17 protein-coding genes are annotated in these 14,634 nt (G+C 63.8%); 6 read left to right on the forward strand and 11 right to left on the reverse strand.

All coding sequences use genetic code 11. The features are described from left to right. Positions 1-82: 82 nt before the first annotated feature. Both LB536_RS14020 and LB536_RS14025 read left to right on the forward strand, forming a co-directional pair. Entirely contained in the window at positions 83-436 is a 354-nt protein-coding gene (locus tag LB536_RS14020) for a sulfotransferase family protein (RefSeq protein ID WP_263489056.1), read from the forward strand. A 31-nt stretch (positions 437-467) separates the two neighbouring features. Continuing rightward, the gene (locus LB536_RS14025) at positions 468-731 is read left to right on the forward strand and encodes a sulfotransferase (protein ID WP_318013447.1); all 264 of its coding nucleotides are present in this window, start codon (positions 468-470) and stop codon (positions 729-731) included. A gap of 84 nt (positions 732-815) precedes the next feature. Here the strand turns inward: LB536_RS14025 and minE are convergent, their stop codons facing one another. The 3 genes from minE to minC all read right to left on the reverse strand — a co-directional run bounded on the left by minE (position 816) and on the right by minC (position 2,901). Then, positions 816-1,088 carry a cell division topological specificity factor MinE gene (minE, locus tag LB536_RS14030; RefSeq protein ID WP_023774842.1) on the reverse strand — a complete coding sequence of 91 codons (273 nt, stop codon included), beginning with the start codon at positions 1,086-1,088 and terminating at the stop codon, positions 816-818. After that, a complete protein-coding gene (minD, locus tag LB536_RS14035) occupies positions 1,085-1,900 on the reverse strand; it encodes a septum site-determining protein MinD (protein WP_140762098.1) in 816 nt (271 codons plus the stop codon). The genes minE and minD overlap by 4 nt, the downstream gene beginning before the upstream one ends. A 158-nt stretch (positions 1,901-2,058) precedes the next feature. Beyond that, positions 2,059-2,901 (reverse strand): septum site-determining protein MinC, encoded by an 843-nt coding sequence (minC, locus tag LB536_RS14040; RefSeq protein WP_224593373.1) that lies wholly within the window; start codon positions 2,899-2,901, stop codon positions 2,059-2,061. A 714-nt stretch (positions 2,902-3,615) separates the two neighbouring features. Here minC and LB536_RS14045 point away from each other — a divergent pair. Next, entirely contained in the window at positions 3,616-4,140 is a 525-nt protein-coding gene (locus tag LB536_RS14045) for a DUF4145 domain-containing protein (protein WP_224593376.1), read from the forward strand. Between the two features lie 74 nt (positions 4,141-4,214). Here LB536_RS14045 and LB536_RS14050 read toward each other — a convergent pair whose 3' ends face one another. The 8 genes from LB536_RS14050 to LB536_RS14085 form a co-directional block, all read right to left on the reverse strand. Continuing rightward, positions 4,215-4,364: a hypothetical protein gene (locus LB536_RS14050; protein WP_149906712.1), complete on the reverse strand. Its 150-nt coding sequence runs from the start codon at positions 4,362-4,364 to the stop codon at positions 4,215-4,217. A 56-nt stretch (positions 4,365-4,420) separates the two neighbouring features. Beyond that, a complete protein-coding gene (locus LB536_RS14055) occupies positions 4,421-4,708 on the reverse strand; it encodes a PRC-barrel domain containing protein (RefSeq protein WP_224593379.1) in 288 nt (95 codons plus the stop codon). A 210-nt stretch (positions 4,709-4,918) separates the two neighbouring features. After that, complete coding sequence (locus LB536_RS14060) at positions 4,919-5,242, reverse strand: DUF2934 domain-containing protein (protein ID WP_224593382.1); 324 nt, start codon at positions 5,240-5,242, stop codon at positions 4,919-4,921. Between the two features lie 124 nt (positions 5,243-5,366). Beyond that, complete coding sequence (locus LB536_RS14065; protein WP_224593384.1) at positions 5,367-5,948, reverse strand: BA14K family protein; 582 nt, start codon at positions 5,946-5,948, stop codon at positions 5,367-5,369. 100 nt (positions 5,949-6,048) lie between these two features. Continuing rightward, positions 6,049-6,564, reverse strand: coding sequence for a DoxX family protein (locus LB536_RS14070; protein WP_224593385.1), 516 nt, complete (start codon positions 6,562-6,564; stop codon positions 6,049-6,051). A gap of 340 nt (positions 6,565-6,904) precedes the next feature. After that, positions 6,905-7,384 carry a tetratricopeptide repeat protein gene (locus LB536_RS14075; protein ID WP_224593387.1) on the reverse strand — a complete coding sequence of 160 codons (480 nt, stop codon included), beginning with the start codon at positions 7,382-7,384 and terminating at the stop codon, positions 6,905-6,907. 30 nt (positions 7,385-7,414) lie between these two features. After that, positions 7,415-8,392 (reverse strand): MBL fold metallo-hydrolase, encoded by a 978-nt coding sequence (locus LB536_RS14080; protein ID WP_224593389.1) that lies wholly within the window; start codon positions 8,390-8,392, stop codon positions 7,415-7,417. Between the two features lie 124 nt (positions 8,393-8,516). After that, a complete protein-coding gene (locus LB536_RS14085) occupies positions 8,517-8,738 on the reverse strand; it encodes a DUF680 domain-containing protein (RefSeq protein ID WP_224593391.1) in 222 nt (73 codons plus the stop codon). Positions 8,739-9,372: 634 nt separating this feature from the next. On the opposite strand from LB536_RS14085, the gene LB536_RS14090 reads away from it, so the two are divergent. Genes LB536_RS14090 through LB536_RS14100 form a run of 3 tightly spaced genes read left to right on the forward strand, consistent with a single transcriptional unit; the run spans position 9,373 to position 14,632 of the window. Then, entirely contained in the window at positions 9,373-13,485 is a 4,113-nt protein-coding gene (locus LB536_RS14090; protein ID WP_224593393.1) for a Pls/PosA family non-ribosomal peptide synthetase, read from the forward strand. A gap of 53 nt (positions 13,486-13,538) precedes the next feature. Further along, a complete protein-coding gene (locus LB536_RS14095; protein WP_411966547.1) occupies positions 13,539-13,991 on the forward strand; it encodes a GNAT family N-acetyltransferase in 453 nt (150 codons plus the stop codon). Continuing rightward, positions 13,988-14,632 carry a 4'-phosphopantetheinyl transferase gene (locus LB536_RS14100; RefSeq protein WP_224593397.1) on the forward strand — a complete coding sequence of 215 codons (645 nt, stop codon included), beginning with the start codon at positions 13,988-13,990 and terminating at the stop codon, positions 14,630-14,632. The genes LB536_RS14095 and LB536_RS14100 overlap by 4 nt, the downstream gene beginning before the upstream one ends. The last annotated feature ends 2 nt before the right edge of the window (positions 14,633-14,634 follow it).

The raw sequence follows: 14,634 nt of genomic DNA on the forward strand, positions 1-14,634 counted from the left end.
AATGTAAATTTGCAACATTGGCGATTTGGATGCCGCGAGCAGCCGGCGTTCGCGACGGTGTGAACGTCGCGTGCAGCCTGATATGCAGCCGGCAAACGGCCTGCAGGTCGAACGGGAGGGCGTGGAGATGTCGATCAAGGTGATCGGAACCGGCTTCGGCCGGACGGGCACGGATTCGATGCGCGAGGCGCTGGCCATTCTCGGCTTCGGCCCCTGTCATCACATGCATGAAGTGATCGGCAACGAGGAGCAGAAACGGATGTGGCGTGCGCTGGCGCAAGGTGCCGCGCCGGACTGGAACCAGCTGCTTTCGGGCTATGTCTCCTGTCTGGACTGGCCCTCGGCCTACTATTGGCGCGAACTGATCGAATTCTATCCGGATGCCAGGGTGATCCTGACCTACCGTTCGGCCGAAAGCTGGTGGGGCGAGTTTTGAAAAGACGATCGCTGCGGGACTTGAGCAAAGCGTGGATCGGGAATCGCTGGGCCTTGCCCTGATCGCCAGGCAGGTGTTCGGCGGCCGGCCTGGCGATCGGGCGCATGCTATTGCCTGCTATGAGGCCAATGTCCGTGCGGTGTACGCCGGGGTGCCGCCGGAGCGGCTGCTGGTCCACGCTCTTGGCGATGGCTGGGAACCGCTGTGCACCCATCTCGGCGTTGCGATACCGGATCAGGACTATCCCAATCGCAACAGCGCCGCGGGCTTCAGGTCGAGATTTTCGCTGAACTGACCTGGACGAATGCCGGCGGTGCCGGACCGGCAAATCGCGTTCCTCGCCCCCCTCTGCAGGGGGGCGAGGAAACAGCGCGGCGTTTTACCCCGCCATGGCCAGCGGCACGGCGCTCTTGTTGGGGATCTGGATGTCGATTTCCAGCGTCGACATGGTCTCGCCGCGATCCATCGAGACCTGGAGGTAGTCCTGGTCGATCTGCACATGCTTGGCGATCACAGCCATGATCTCCTCGCGCAGGATGGAGACGAGATCGGGCTGGCCACGGCTGCGGCGCTCATAGGCGAGCAGCACCTGCAGCCGCTCGCGCGCCACCGGCGCGCTGGTGCGCCGCTTGAAGAGGTCGAGGATGCTCATGCGGCCCTCCTTCCGAGCAGACGGTCGAGAAAGCCCTTGCGTTCGAAGGGCACCACCACCGGCAGATCTTCGCCTTCCAGCCGTCTTGCCGCTTCGAGATAGGCCTTGGCGGCGTTGTTGAGCGGCTCCGACAGCGTCACCGGCGAACCGAGGTTGGAAGCGCGCAGCACATCCTGGCTTTCCGGGATGATGCCGAGCAGCGGCACCGACAGGATTTCCAGCACGTCGTCGATCGAGAGCATTTCTCCCCGCGCGGCGCGTGCCGCGTCATAGCGGGTGACCAGGACGTGCTTGGCGATCTGCTCGCCCTGTTCCGCGCGCATGGTGCGGGCGTCGAGCAGGCCGATGATGCGGTCGGAATCGCGCACCGACGACACTTCCGGATTGGTGACGATGACCGCCTCGTCGGCAAAGCGCATGGCGAGCTGCGCGCCGCGCTCGATGCCGGCCGGGCTGTCGCAGAAGACATAGTCGAACACCGAGCGCAGCTTGTCGATCACCTCGCCGACGCCGTTCTCGGTCAGCGCGTCCTTGTCGCGCGTCTGCGAGGCCGGCAGCAGGAACAGCGTGTCGACGCGCTTGTCGCGGATCAGCGCCTGCGACAGCTTGGCTTGACCCTGGATGACGTTGACGAGGTCGAACACCACGCGCCGCTCGGCGCCCATGATCAGGTCGAGGTTCCTGAGGCCGACGTCGAAATCGACCAGCGCCACCTTCTTGCCGGTCTTGGCGACCGCTGCCCCAAGTGCGGCCGTCGAGGTGGTCTTGCCGACGCCCCCCTTGCCCGATGTGACGACCACTACCTTGCCCATGGAAAAAGCCTCCGTTGCCTGTTGTCGTTGCCGTGCGCCGCACGGTTGTTGTCAGAGCCTGCCATCATGCCATCCCAAACCGGTCCGAGGCTTGCGCGCGGCGCCTCGGCGCTTGTCCGGGCCGGAACCGTGAAACCGGGCGTCAGCATCGCGCCGCCCTAGTTCAGCGGCACGACGGCGAGCATGTCGCCTTCGAGGAAAGCCTGCACCGCCTTGCCGCGCGAGACGCCTTCCATCTCTTCGGCCGTCGTGTACCAGCCATCGACCGAAATCAGTTCCGCCTCGTTCTTGCGGCAGAAGATGCGCGCCGACCGATTGCCCTGCGAGCCGGCGATGGCGCGGCCGCGCAGCGTGCCATAGACATGGATCGAGCCCGCCGCGATGATTTCCGAGCCCGACGCGACCGAGCCCAGCACGATGACATCGCCATGCGGATGGAAGATCGACTGGCCCGACCGGATCGGCGACTTGACCATCAGTGTGCCGGCCTGGACAGCATCCACCGCGCCGGCTTCAGCAGCCTTGGCAGCCTTGCCCTTGCCGGCCTCGGCCTTGATCTCGACGGGCTTGCCCTCTGCGGGCTTGCCGGCATCCTTGCCGCGCTCCGAAAACACCGTCTCCAGCTTGCCGGCTTCATCAGCCGCCTCCGCCTTGCCCTTGCGGCCGGAAAGCAGGCCGTCCGAAGTCGCCTCCTTGGCGCCGGAGAGCAGCGGCGGCAGGTCGAGCCCCAGCGAAGCCCCTTCGAGTTCGATCGCATAGACCCGGATGCCACGCGCACCGAGCGAAGCGACCAGCAGCGCGATGTCGGCGACCTCAGGCTTCAGCACGTTCAAATCGAGCACCACCGGCCGCCCGGCAAAATACCCCGGCGAATTGCCGATCCAGTGATCCAGCCCCTCCAGCCAAGCCGAAATCGGCGCCTCCGGCGTGAGCGTGAAGGCCACGAACGACCGGGCGCGGAAGCGAATGGATTTTGTTTCGACGGGGGCGGCAAAGGTCACGGCCAGCGAATCCTTACTGAGAGGTAAACGCTAGGGGGTTAATGGTTAACGAATGGTTAATGGGGAGGGATCAGAGAGAGCTAGAATGAGGTTTCTTGACAGCTTCCACGAGAGCCGCGCTATCGTAATTATCCGCTGCGCACGCCCTTAGCTGAGAGAGTGAAATAGCCAAGAACCAAACTCGCTGCCACGATGGCCATGGCGACTTGCCAAAGGCCTTTGCTTGAAAGCAGGGCCGTAAGAAAATTCTAGGCGGTCCTGCCGCTTACAGCGTCCGCCTTACTGCTACCATCCTTATCATTACTCATCTCTATCGAGCCCCACCTTCGGAGCAGAATTCTCGCTTGCCCGCAGAAAGTCATTCAGAGTTCCATCCAGTAATTGCAACCAGGCTCTAGTCACGTATGCTGGTCGGCGGCAGGCAGCCGATGGCGAGCAAAGTACCGCAGCTAAGCTTGTGCCAATGCAAGCTGCTGAGGGATCCTGGAGTTAGGGGGGAAATTCATGCAAGAGGTTAATTTTAGCTCCGTTGTAAGGTGGGGACCTCAAGGGGCGGCGGGCGCGCGGGCACCTAGTGTGATTAGTGGCATATGTCCGCACTGTAACGAGCGGGTGATTTTCTCACTCAGTCACCATACTGAAGACCCCAACCGGACAACGATAGCGGCAAACGCCGTCTGCCCCGCGTGCCAGCGCGGGGTCCGATTTTGGTCTGTGCGTAACACGCCAAAGCCGAAAGATGAGGTAGGCAATCCCATCGCCGTTTTTATGTACCCACCAGCCGTTGCCCAATATCCCTATCCGACTTTGTCGGACGGAATCCCTGAACGCCTGCGCAACTCTCTTTTCGCAACGATAGATGCGTTCAATGCCAAAATTTACGGGGCTACGGCGGTGGCCGGTCGCGTGACGTTGGAAGGCATTTTTAAATACAGAGTCCCGGAAGGGAAGCGAAAAGAGTCCCTTATGAAGCTTATCGAAATCGTGAAAGCTGATTCCAGTCTCGCGGAACCGCTGACAGCTTTATCACATGTGATTCGAACGGGAGGCAATCTTGGCGCCCATTTTCACGAAGAACGTGAACCTACAGAAGCCGTAGCTCGGGGCATAGTCGAATTGCTGGATTATTTGATATCTTATCTCTACGTGTTGCCTGAAAAGATCAAAGCACTTGAGAAAGATCTTGGAGCAAAACCTGCAACTCCTCTGTCGCCCCCAGACGGGGCTCCGCCGTCCTAGGAGAGAAGTTTGCCCCATTAACTAGGCAGAGAATTGTCTGTCTGTTTCGCAGACTAGATAGACACTCACCCCCCTCACCCCCGCTTAAAATACTGCACCTCCTTCTCATGCTTCTCCGCCGCTTCCCTCGTATCGAACGTCCCCAGATTCCGCCGCTTCCCCGTCTTCTCGTCCTTCTTCCGGGAATAAAGCCGGTATTTTCCGTCTTTCAGCTTCCTGATCATCGGTCTCTCCCTTGGAAAAGACGAAGGGTCCGGCCATCGCCGAGCCCTTCTTTTTGTCAGTCGCGGTGTTCGGGCATGGCTTTCAGCTGGTCCTTGGTCCAGTTGGTAACGGCGTGGACGTCGCCGTCCTCGTCGCGCATAAAATCGAGTTCGTTGGCGACGACGGCCACCGGTTTGGCGCCGATGCCGAGGAAGCCGCCGACATCGATGACGACCAGGCCGCTGCCATGCATATGATCGACGGAGCCGATCTTCTCGTCGTTGGGGCCGTAGATGGCCGCGCCTTCAAGCGTGTCCGGTGTCAGTTCGGCGGGGCGGAGCCTTACGTGATTTGCGTGGTCCATCAGTGCATCTCCTCTCGGGTTGGGACAGGGTGAACCTCCCAGGCGGCCAAGGGTTCCGACCGATTTCATGTCGCCGATGCCTTTGGGGTAACGCCGGTCAGACAGCACCAGGCCACCGGCGCCGGGTACCGGTGGCGCCGCGTTTTCGTGCGCTGATCAGGGCAATTCCAGGAAAAGCCTGAAACGGTTTTCCCTTGGAAATTGCGTGGCCTAGCTGCGCTTCTTCGCCTTGAGGCTGCGCGCGGCCTGCTCGATCGCGGCGCGGTCGTTGCCCAGGCGGTCGAGCAGCTCCTGCGCCTCGTCGCCCGATATGCCCGTGCGGACGGCCAGTTCCTCCACCGTCAGCACGTCGGTGCTGGCGATCTCGCCGGTCTGCGGCAGCGCGTCATCGGCCGTCAGCGGCAGGGCGGCTTCCCGGTCGATCTCCATCTCCGCTTGGCGCCAGTGCCGGTCATGGTCGCCATGCGCGCCGCCTTCGCGTTGCCAGATCTCGTAGGCGCGGTTCCTGATCTTGTCGTCGCGGTCGTCGCTCATTTCGATTCCTCCACTCATGTGAGGCATGAACGCCGCGCCGATCCGAACGATCCAAAAAATCTGCGTGATCGCCGGGCATCGCAAGGCGCCGCCTTTCAGCCGCGCCCGGTCCCATTCGGCGCGCCTACTCGCACTGGCGCCTGGGTCCGCCGGAATAGGGCTGATAGCTGTTGTCTTCGGGCCGGTAGGAGCGGTAGCGGCTGAAGCAGGAATCGACATGGTCGGGGGAAAGCGCCGTCGTGGAAGCGGCGTCGCCCGTCTCGGCATAGCTGACTTCGGCCGAAGCGCCCCGGTCGGCGCCGGCGTCGAGATATGGCGAGACGCAGAGGCGCAGCCGCCCGCTATAGGACATGTAGCTGTTGTCGTCGGGATGGTAGGAGCGGTAGTGGCTGGCGCACCACTGGAGATGCGACGCCGGCAGTTCGGCCGCTGCGGGCGCGGTCGAGCCGGTCGCGGCCGGGTCGGGTGCCGGCTCCTTGGCCGCGATATCAGGCGGCGCGGGCTGGTCGGCCGGCAAGCGCTGGAGATTTTGCGCCGCCTTGTTCACCGGCCGCGCGTTCCTGGTCCACAGTTCCGCCACGCTGACGGTCGGCCTTGCCTCATGCGCGGGCTTGGCGGCAAGCAGCCAGGCGGCGAAGCCCAGCCCGCTGCCGAAGACCGCAAGCGTCAAGACGAAGCCGCCGACCAGTGCCAGAATCGCTTTCACGTCACGCTCCTTCAGTCCCTGCTTATAGAATGCGGAGCATCAAGGCCGGTTCCAGCACAGCGCGCGCAAGCGTGCGTGGGCGCGCGGGCTCAGCTCGTCCTCAAACCGGCAGCCTCAGGGAAAACTGGTTCTCCACCGCCAGCAGCGCCGCCACCATTTCCCTGTCGCCCCGCCGCTGCTGCAAATAGCCGGCCAACAGCCAGTCCAGCGAGACCCTGCCGGCGCCAGCCACGGCCAGCACGAACATGCCGCCTGATATGGCCAGATCCTTCTCGAAATGCAGCAGTTCGTTCTGGCTGGCGAAGTTGGTGTGGAACAGCATGGCCGTGGCCAGGCAGAACAGGCCGAGCCCGACTGCGCCCGGCCGCGTCAGCAGGCCCGTTGCCACCGAGAGCCCTGCCCCCAGTTGCAGCGCGATGGTGGCGACAAACAACGGCAGGCCGACGCCGAGGGCTGCCATGGCCTTGGCGGCGCCCTCGAAATGCGTGACCAGCGTGACGCCCTCATGCAGGAAGATGAGGGACAAAAGCAGGCGACCGGCGAGCAGGGTCACATCCCTGACGTAGAGTTTGGTGGCGAGGCCGTACAGCTTCGCGGCGCGTTCGTTCAGGGTCATGGTCGGGCTCCGATATTTTTGACACCGTGCAGGCATCGTGCGCGAGAATGGCGCTTGCCGCATGTGATGCTTGAAAGGGCCGGAGCCGGCTCGAGGGAGAGGCGCCGGCTCCGGCATGGGCGCCAGCCACGAGCGCCCGAACTTTGGTTCATTTCGCGTTGAGGTTGGCGCCAAGGCCCCCTCATCCGGCCGCTTCGCGGCCACCTTCTCCCCGCTGGGGAGAAGAGGCAGATGCCGGCGCCAGCGCCCTCCTCTCCCCTCGGGGAGAGGTCGGATTGCCCCGAATTGCTCTTTGCAATTCGGTTGGCAATCCGGGTGAGGGGGAACTTGCGCCGCCGCCCTACTTCGTCACCTTGGTATCGATGGCCTTTTGCAGGTCGGAAAGTTCCTCGCAGCCGGCGGGGCACAGTTTCTGCAGCGAGGCCAGCTGCTCATTGGCCTTGGCCATGTCGCCGGTCTCGACATAGAGCTCGCCCAGATACTCACGGGCGGCCTTGTGGTCGGGCTTCAACTCCAGCGCCTTGTCGTAGTAGGTCAGCGCGGTGGCGGTGTCGCCGGTCTTGCGCAGCGTGAAGCCGAGCAAATTGTAGACATCGGCCTGCTGGTTGTCCTGCGCGAGGTCGCGCAGGTCCGCCAGCGCGCCCTTGTAGTCCTTGGCGTCGAGTTTGGCCTTGACGGCGGTGAGGTCGGGCGCGTCGGCGCCCTCGATGTTGTCGACCGCATAGGCCGGCATGACCGTGGCGACGGGAACGACGGTCAACACGGCAATGGCGCCGAGCAGGCCGAACAGGGCGTGCTTGCCCAGGTAGGATTGTTTCATTGTCTGTCTCGCTTGGTTGGGAGCTCGCGCTCAAATCTGGACGGGAGTGAAGCCGTAGGCATTGCCGTCCTTGACGAAGACGCCGGTGCCGGGGAACGGGAAGTGCGAGCCGGAAATGCGGATGTTGTCCGCGATCACCCGGTCGATGAGCTTGTGGCGCGTGGCGATCGCCGTCGGCCCGTCCTGGTCGTAAGCGCCCTGCCATTCCGGGTGCGGCGCCAGAAGCGCCGGCACATACATGGTGTCGGCCGAGATCATCAGCTGCTCCTTGCCGGAGTTGGCGAGATACACCGAATGACCCGGCGTGTGGCCGGGTGCGGCGATGATCTGGATACCGGGCACGACCTCGGCGCCATCCTCGACCAGCTTCCAGTTCTTCCATTTCGGGAAGTTTTCGGCGATGCGCTTGCCCGCCGGCTTGCGCCCCTCGGGCAGCTTGGCCAGGCGGCTGGGATCGGTCCACCAGGTATATTCGGTGGCGTTGACGATCAGCTCGGCATTGGGGAACACCGGCGTGTTGGTGCCCTTCTCCATCAGGCCCCAGACATGGTCGGGGTGGAAATGCGAGATCATGACGGTGTCGATCGCCTTGTAGTCGATGCCGGCGGCGGCCATGTTGGCCGGCAGATGCGTGGCATTGGCCTGCCACTGGCCGACGCCCGAGCCCGCATCCATCATGATCAGCCTGCCGCCCATCTTGAGAACGGCGACGGTGAGCGGGATGGGCATGAAGTCGGTGGTCAGCCCGGCCTTGGCGAGTGCCGCCTTGGTGTCTTCGACCGAAACATTCTTGATGAAGGCCGGGTCGTGCGGCTTCTTCCAGATGCCGTCATAGATGGCGGTGATTTCGATGTCGCCGACCGTGTATTTGTAGAAGCCGACAGTCGGTTCCACCGGCGTCTGCGCGAAGGCGGGCCGGGTGAATTCGAGCTTGCCGGCAAGGCCGAAGGCGGCAGCGGCGGCGGCGGCGGCGGATTGAAGCACTGTGCGGCGTGACATGCTGAACATGGCGTATTCTCCTGTGGGTTTCGGTGGCGGTGGCGGTGCAGGTGACGGAGGAGCCACGCCACATGGCCCTCCGTCCTGATTGCGGACGGGGTCAGGACCTGGAGGATGGTCCGAACCCCTGAACTCAGTTGCCCCAGATGCCCTGGCCTGGTTCATCCGCATCAGATTTCATCGTCGCCCGCATGCCGTGGCGGACAATCTCCGGCTTGGCGGTCGAGGCGGTGTAGGTGTTGTCGATGGTGGTGAGCGTCTGGTCGGCGGCGCTCGAGCCGAAATGGTCGCTGCCGGCAAAGGCGAAACTCGAGGCGAGCAACATCGCAGCCACGCTGAGAGCGAGCTTGGTCATTTCGGTAAATCCTTGTTTCGTTTTCCAGGGGTCGCGGACCGCAAGATTGCCCGCTTGCAGAGAAGACCCGCAGGGGCCGCGCTTTATTCCCGAGCGGGGCGGGATTTTTTCTGGAAGGGCAGAAACCGGCGGCAGCGGCCATGCGGAAGCGCGCCCAGACACAATCCAGAAACAAGTTTCAACAGTTCAGAAAAACTGGCGAAAAGATCGGATGACATAACCATCCCTCAACGGCCGGAAATCTGGCCGCCGCACAGGGCGCACGGACACAAGCGCACGGGGTTGGGTACGGGCGATGCTACGAGGTTCGAACCGACGGATGGGGGGCCTGCCCTGCATGTCGCCCGCCGCCGGCAGCCTCCAGGCGATGCGCACGCCTGCGCCCCGCGCTCGTGCTGCCGAATATGTGAAGACAGGGCGGCCGATTTCGTGATAACCGCCCGGCCAAAGAGGATCCAGCGGTCAGCGATCGCCGGTCGGGATTCCGGAATCTTCCGTTTTGGACGCTTCGGTCATTCCACCTCCATCAACCACGATCAAATTGCAGCGGCGGCACAGCCGATAATGCCTGCTCGAGCGGCGGCATGATCGAGATGTGCCTGTGACGGCTTCGCCAGGACGAGAAAGTTTGGAAATGGACCACGGTATCGATATCGCCGAACTGGACAGGGAAGCGGCAAGATCGGGCGGAGAGCCCGAGACCAGACCCGACAGCGCCGATGCACTTGCGGAACTTGCCTCGGTAGCGCGCAGCCAGATCCTGGTGGGTGCCGACTTTGCCCGGGCAGGTCAGCCGGACGAGCGGCTCGACAAGGTCTTCGAGCAACTCGCCGAAACATTCGCCACGCTGCCGGCGGTGATTTCCGAAGGCCGCACCTGGACGTATCAGGAGCTGGACAAGCGCGCCAACCAGTTCGCCCGCCTGCTGGTCAAGCGTGGCGTGCGGCCGGGTCACCGGGTCGGGCTCATCCTCGACCGGTCCGCGGAAACCTATGTGGCCCTGCTCGCCGTGGCGAAGGCGGGCGCCGCCTTCGTGCCGCTGGCCACAGCCTTTCCTGAAGAGCGCATGGCGCTCATCGTCGAAGACGCCAGCGTCAGCCTGATCGTCACCATTGCCACCTACGCATCGCGTGCCGGCCAGTTGCCGGTTCCGCATCTGTTGATCGACAGTGCCGCCGCCGAGATCTCAGCCCAGTCCGACGCGCCGCTGAAGCCGCACAAGGCGCCGGCCGCAATCGAAGACATCTGCTATATCCTCTATACGTCGGGCACGACCGGCCGGCCCAAGGGCGTGGCCATCCGCCACCAGAGCTTCGTCAACTTCATCCGCGTCGCCGCCGCATCCTACGGCTACCGGCCGGGCGACCGCGTCTACCAGGGCATGACCATTGCCTTCGACTTTTCCTCCGAGGAGATCTGGGTGCCGTTCGTCGCCGGCGCGACCGTCGTGCCCGCACCCGGCCAGATGCCTCTGGTGGGCGAAGAGCTCGCCGATTTCCTGCGCCATCACGACATCACCTGCATGGCCTGCAGCCCGACGCTTCTGTCGTCCATGACATCGGAGGTATCAAGCCTGCGCACGCTGCTGGTCGGCGGCGAGGCCTGTCCCCACAATCTGGTGGTGCGCTGGTCGAAGCCCGGCCGGCAGATCCTCAACACCTATGGCCCGACCGAGGCGACCGTCACCGCAACCATGGGTGCGCTGACGCCGGACCGGCCGGTGACGATCGGCGCGCCGCTGCCCACCTATTCGATCGTCATTCTCGACCCTTCGCTGCCGCAGCTTGCCGAGCCTTGTGAGCTGGGCGAGATCGGCATTGCCGGCATCGGCCTCGCCATCGGCTATCTCAACCGACCGGACCTGACCGAACAGAAGTTCATCGCCGATTTCCTCGACCTGCCGAACAACCCGTCGAAGCGCATCTACCGCACCGGCGACCTTGGCCGGATCAACGACGCCGGCGAGATCGAGTATGCCGGGCGCATCGACACCCAGGTGAAGATCCGCGGCTATCGCATCGAACTCGGCGAGATCGAGGCCGTGCTGCTGGACCAGCCCGAGATCGCGCAGGCCGCCGTCACCACCTGGGAGATCGAGCCCGGCCGCGTCGAGCTCGTTGCCTATTATGCGCCCAAGGCCGGCCAGCCTGCGCTCTCGCGCGCCGACATTGCCCAGACGATGAAGCGACGCCTGCCGGATTACATGGTGCCCTCCTATCTGGAGGAACTGCCGGCGATCCCGATGACGGTCTCCAACAAGGTCGACCTTCGCCAACTGCCCAAGCCGACCAGCGTCAGGCTTTCGGCCGACCGCGCCATGGTGGCGCCCGGCAATGACGACGAGCGTTTCCTGGCTGAAGCCCTATGCGCCGTGCTGAAATTCGACGACGTGTCCGTCGAGGACAATTTCTTCGACGATCTCGGCGCCAACTCGCTGCTCATGGCGCATTTCTGCGCCCGCGTCCGCACCCGCAAGGAATGGGCGACGACGTCGATGCGCGACATCTATCTCTATCCGACCGTTGCGCGCCTGGCCAAGCACCTGAGCGTGGCGGAAGAGATGATGACGGCCACCAACGAGCCCGTTCTCACCCGCCAGGCGTCCAATATCGTCTACTGGACCTGCGGCGCGGCGCAGCTGCTGTTTTACGCGCTTTACAGCTACGTGGCCTTGTGGGCGATCAACGGCGGCCTCAACTGGGTCTATGACACGCTCGACGATCCGCTTCAGCTTTATGTCAGGTGCGTGGTGCTCTCCGCCGGTGTGTTCTTCGGCATGTCGGGCTTTGCCGTTCTCGCCAAATGGGTGCTGGTCGGCCGCTGGAAGGCGGAAGCCTTCCCGATCTGGGGCCTGCGCTACTATCGCTTCTGGGTCGTCAAGACCCTGATCCGCTCCGCACCCGTCGTCCTGTTCCGCGGAAGCCCGCTCTACAGCCTGTACCTGCAGCTCCTTGGAACCAGGATCGGGAAGAACGTCGTCATCGAATCCCGCGCAGTGCCCGTGTGCACGGACCTGATTTCGATCGGCGACCGAACGATCCTGCGCAAGGAATCGCTGATCCTCGGCTACCGCGCCCAGGCCGGCTATATCCACACCGGGCCGCTGACCATCGGCCGCGACGCATTCGTCGGCGTCGGCTGCACGCTCGACATCGACACCGCGATCGGCGACGGCGGCCAACTCGGCCATTCCTCCTCGCTGCAGCGCGGGCAAAGCATCCCCGACGGCGAACACTGGCATGGATCGCCGGCGGTGCCGACCACGGCGGACTATTGCAAGGTGCGCAACGTCAACCCTCCCCGCATCCGACGCTTCCTCTACGAGGCCGTGCAACTGATAGGGCTGTTTGCGATCGTCACCCCGCTGCCGCTTTTGTTCCACAGCTATTGGGAGAATGTCGGCGACGACTATCAGGAGACGATCGGCCTTGTGGCGATCGGCACCACGGTCACGTTTTTCGGCTACATCGCCGTGGCCTTTTTCGCCGCCACGGTGGTACCGCGCCTGTTCAGCCTGATCCTGAAACCCGGCCGCACCTACACGCTTTACGGCTTCCGCTACTGGCTGCAGACGGTTGCCGAGTTCTCGAGCAACTCGCGCGTGCTTGGGCTGCTGTTCGGCGACAGCTCGGCCATCGTCCATTATATGAGCGCCATCGGCTGGAACCTCAACAAGGTGGTGCAGACCGGCTCCAATTTCGGCTCCAACCAGCAGCACGAAAACCCGCTGCTGTGCGAGATCGGCACCCAGACCATGGTGTCGGACGGGCTTTTCATGATCAACATGCACAAGTCCGCTTCCGCGTTCCGGCTTGAGCCGACGCGGATCGGCGAGCGCAACTATCTCGGCAACAACATCTACTATCCGCCGGATGGACGCACGGGCGACAACGTCCTGCTCGGCACCAAGGTGATGGTGCCCATCGACGGACCGTTGCGCGAGAATGTCGGCCTTCTGGGCTCGCCGCCCTTTGAAATCCCGCGCATGGTGAACCGCGACAAGGAACTCATCGCCGGCATCGACGAGGAAGACCGGCGCAAGCGTATCCCGCTCAAGAATCTCCACAATCTGGTGACGATCCTCCTGTTCATGGCGACGCAATGGGTCATGCTGTTCGCCACGCTGGCGATCTGGGACCGGGCGCTGAACTACTACACCGAATGGGCGGAAATCGCCCTCTTCGCGGCGGTGCTCTTGACCTCGGCGATCACCATTCCGTTCTACATCTTCGTCGAGCGGGCAAGCCTTGGTTTTCGCAAGCTGAAGCCTCGGATAACGACGATCTACGACGTCACCTTCTGGCGCCATGAGCGCCACTGGAAGCTCGCGGATTCGCCCATCGTGCGCCTGTTCGCCGGCACGCCGTTCCGGCCGATGATCCTGCGCATGCTGGGTGTCAAGGTGGGCAAGCGTGTGTATGACGGCGGGGCCAACCTGACCGAGCGTTCGCTGGTGGTGATCGGCGACGACGCCACGCTCAACGAAGGCTGCGTCATCCAGGCCCACTCGCTGGAGGAAGGCGCGTTCAAGTCCGACTTCATCCGCATCGGCGATGGCTGCACGCTGGGGCCGTCCGCCTTTGTCCATTACGGCGTGGTGATGGGCAAGGGATCGATGGTCGATGCCGATTCCTTCGTGATGAAGGGCGAGGAACTCGAGCCCAACTCCATCTGGCGCGGCAACCCGGCCAAGCTGCATCGGTTCGTCGAGCCGATCATGGAAGACTGCTCCAGGGCGTCGTCCTGACGCTTGAGCCCGATATCATCGGAGGCCAGATGGCAGAGCGATCCGGAAGCACCATGGACATCCGTATCGCTCCCGTGACCAAGGCCAATCGAGCCCTGGTCACGGCCCTGCAACTGGCCCCGGAGCAGATGGATTTCGTTGCCAGCAACGCGGACTCCCTGCGTGAAGCCGGATCCGATCGGGACGCGCGGCCGCGCGCCGTGTTGGTCGGGGACCAGCTTGTCGGATTCCTGATGTACGAGGCGCCGCGGGACGACGATGAGGCGCGCATCTACCGCTTCATGATCGACCGCGCCTGGCAGGGCCGGGGATATGGCAAGGCCGCGTTGCATAAGGTGCTGGAGGAAATCGGCGGGCTCGGCCACATCAGGCACGTGTCGATCTGCTACGAGCCGGAGAACGAAGCGGCGCGGCGGCTCTATCGTAGCGCCGGTTTCGTCGAAGAAGGTCTCGACGAGGACGGCGAAATGATCGCCGATCTCGTCCTCCCGGCCGGCGACCGATGACGCCATCAGCCGATCCGTCGGAGGAAATCGCCCTGGCGCGCGCCATGGCGGCCATGGCCCCGGCGGGGGTCCGCACCGGTTGCCGGATCATCCGCGACGGCGACGAGGCCCATCTGTTGCCGGCGGAGGCACTCTCCATCCCCGCCCGCCGGCCGGCCATGCGGCGGGCCAGTGGCGCGGCGCGCTGGATCGCGCACCGGCTGCTGGCGGATGCCGGTTTCGACGGTTTCGCCCTCTTGCGCACGCCGTCCGGTGCACCGGCCTGGCCCGAGGGGATGACGGGCTCGCTCGCGCATGACGACGACATGGCCGTGGCGGCGGTCGTGAATGTTGCCGGCATCGGCTCGCTGGGCATCGATGTCGAGCCAGCGCTGCCGCTGCCCGATGACATTTTCTCCCTCGTAGCCATTCCCGCCGACCGCATGGGTGCAGCCGACCGGCAGCTTGCAGGCCGCATCCTCTTTGCCGCCAAGGAAGCGGTCTACAAGGCTGCCTATCCGCTGGATCGCGAGGTGCTGGGCTATGAGAACATCGCCGTGGACCTCGAAACCGGCCACGCGACGACGAGCATGGGGCGCAAGGTCAGCCTCGCATACTGCATCGCCCCGCGCGTGGTCGTGCTGGGGTTTGTCGGGGAATAACC

Source organism: Mesorhizobium sp. ES1-3 (assembly GCF_020164795.1).
In the GTDB taxonomy this organism is placed as follows: Bacteria; Pseudomonadota; Alphaproteobacteria; order Rhizobiales; family Rhizobiaceae; genus Mesorhizobium.

Bases quoted from the DNA above. Each gene is read 5' to 3' on its own strand.
- LB536_RS14060 (WP_224593382.1), bottom strand. From the start codon at position 5,242: ATGAGCGACGACCGCGACGACAAGATCAGGAACCGCGCCTACGAGATC.
- LB536_RS14095 (WP_411966547.1), top strand. From the start codon at position 13,539: ATGGACATCCGTATCGCTCCCGTGACCAAGGCCAATCGAGCCCTGGTC.
- LB536_RS14085 (WP_224593391.1), bottom strand. From the start codon at position 8,738: ATGACCAAGCTCGCTCTCAGCGTGGCTGCGATGTTGCTCGCCTCGAGT.
- LB536_RS14020 (WP_263489056.1), top strand. From the start codon at position 83: ATGCAGCCGGCAAACGGCCTGCAGGTCGAACGGGAGGGCGTGGAGATG.
- LB536_RS14050 (WP_149906712.1), bottom strand. From the start codon at position 4,364: ATGATCAGGAAGCTGAAAGACGGAAAATACCGGCTTTATTCCCGGAAG.
- minE (WP_023774842.1), bottom strand. From the start codon at position 1,088: ATGAGCATCCTCGACCTCTTCAAGCGGCGCACCAGCGCGCCGGTGGCG.
- LB536_RS14075 (WP_224593387.1), bottom strand. From the start codon at position 7,384: ATGAAACAATCCTACCTGGGCAAGCACGCCCTGTTCGGCCTGCTCGGC.
- LB536_RS14090 (WP_224593393.1), top strand. From the start codon at position 9,373: ATGGACCACGGTATCGATATCGCCGAACTGGACAGGGAAGCGGCAAGA.
- LB536_RS14070 (WP_224593385.1), bottom strand. From the start codon at position 6,564: ATGACCCTGAACGAACGCGCCGCGAAGCTGTACGGCCTCGCCACCAAA.
- LB536_RS14080 (WP_224593389.1), bottom strand. From the start codon at position 8,392: ATGTTCAGCATGTCACGCCGCACAGTGCTTCAATCCGCCGCCGCCGCC.
- LB536_RS14100 (WP_224593397.1), top strand. From the start codon at position 13,988: ATGACGCCATCAGCCGATCCGTCGGAGGAAATCGCCCTGGCGCGCGCC.
- minD (WP_140762098.1), bottom strand. From the start codon at position 1,900: ATGGGCAAGGTAGTGGTCGTCACATCGGGCAAGGGGGGCGTCGGCAAG.
- LB536_RS14055 (WP_224593379.1), bottom strand. From the start codon at position 4,708: ATGGACCACGCAAATCACGTAAGGCTCCGCCCCGCCGAACTGACACCG.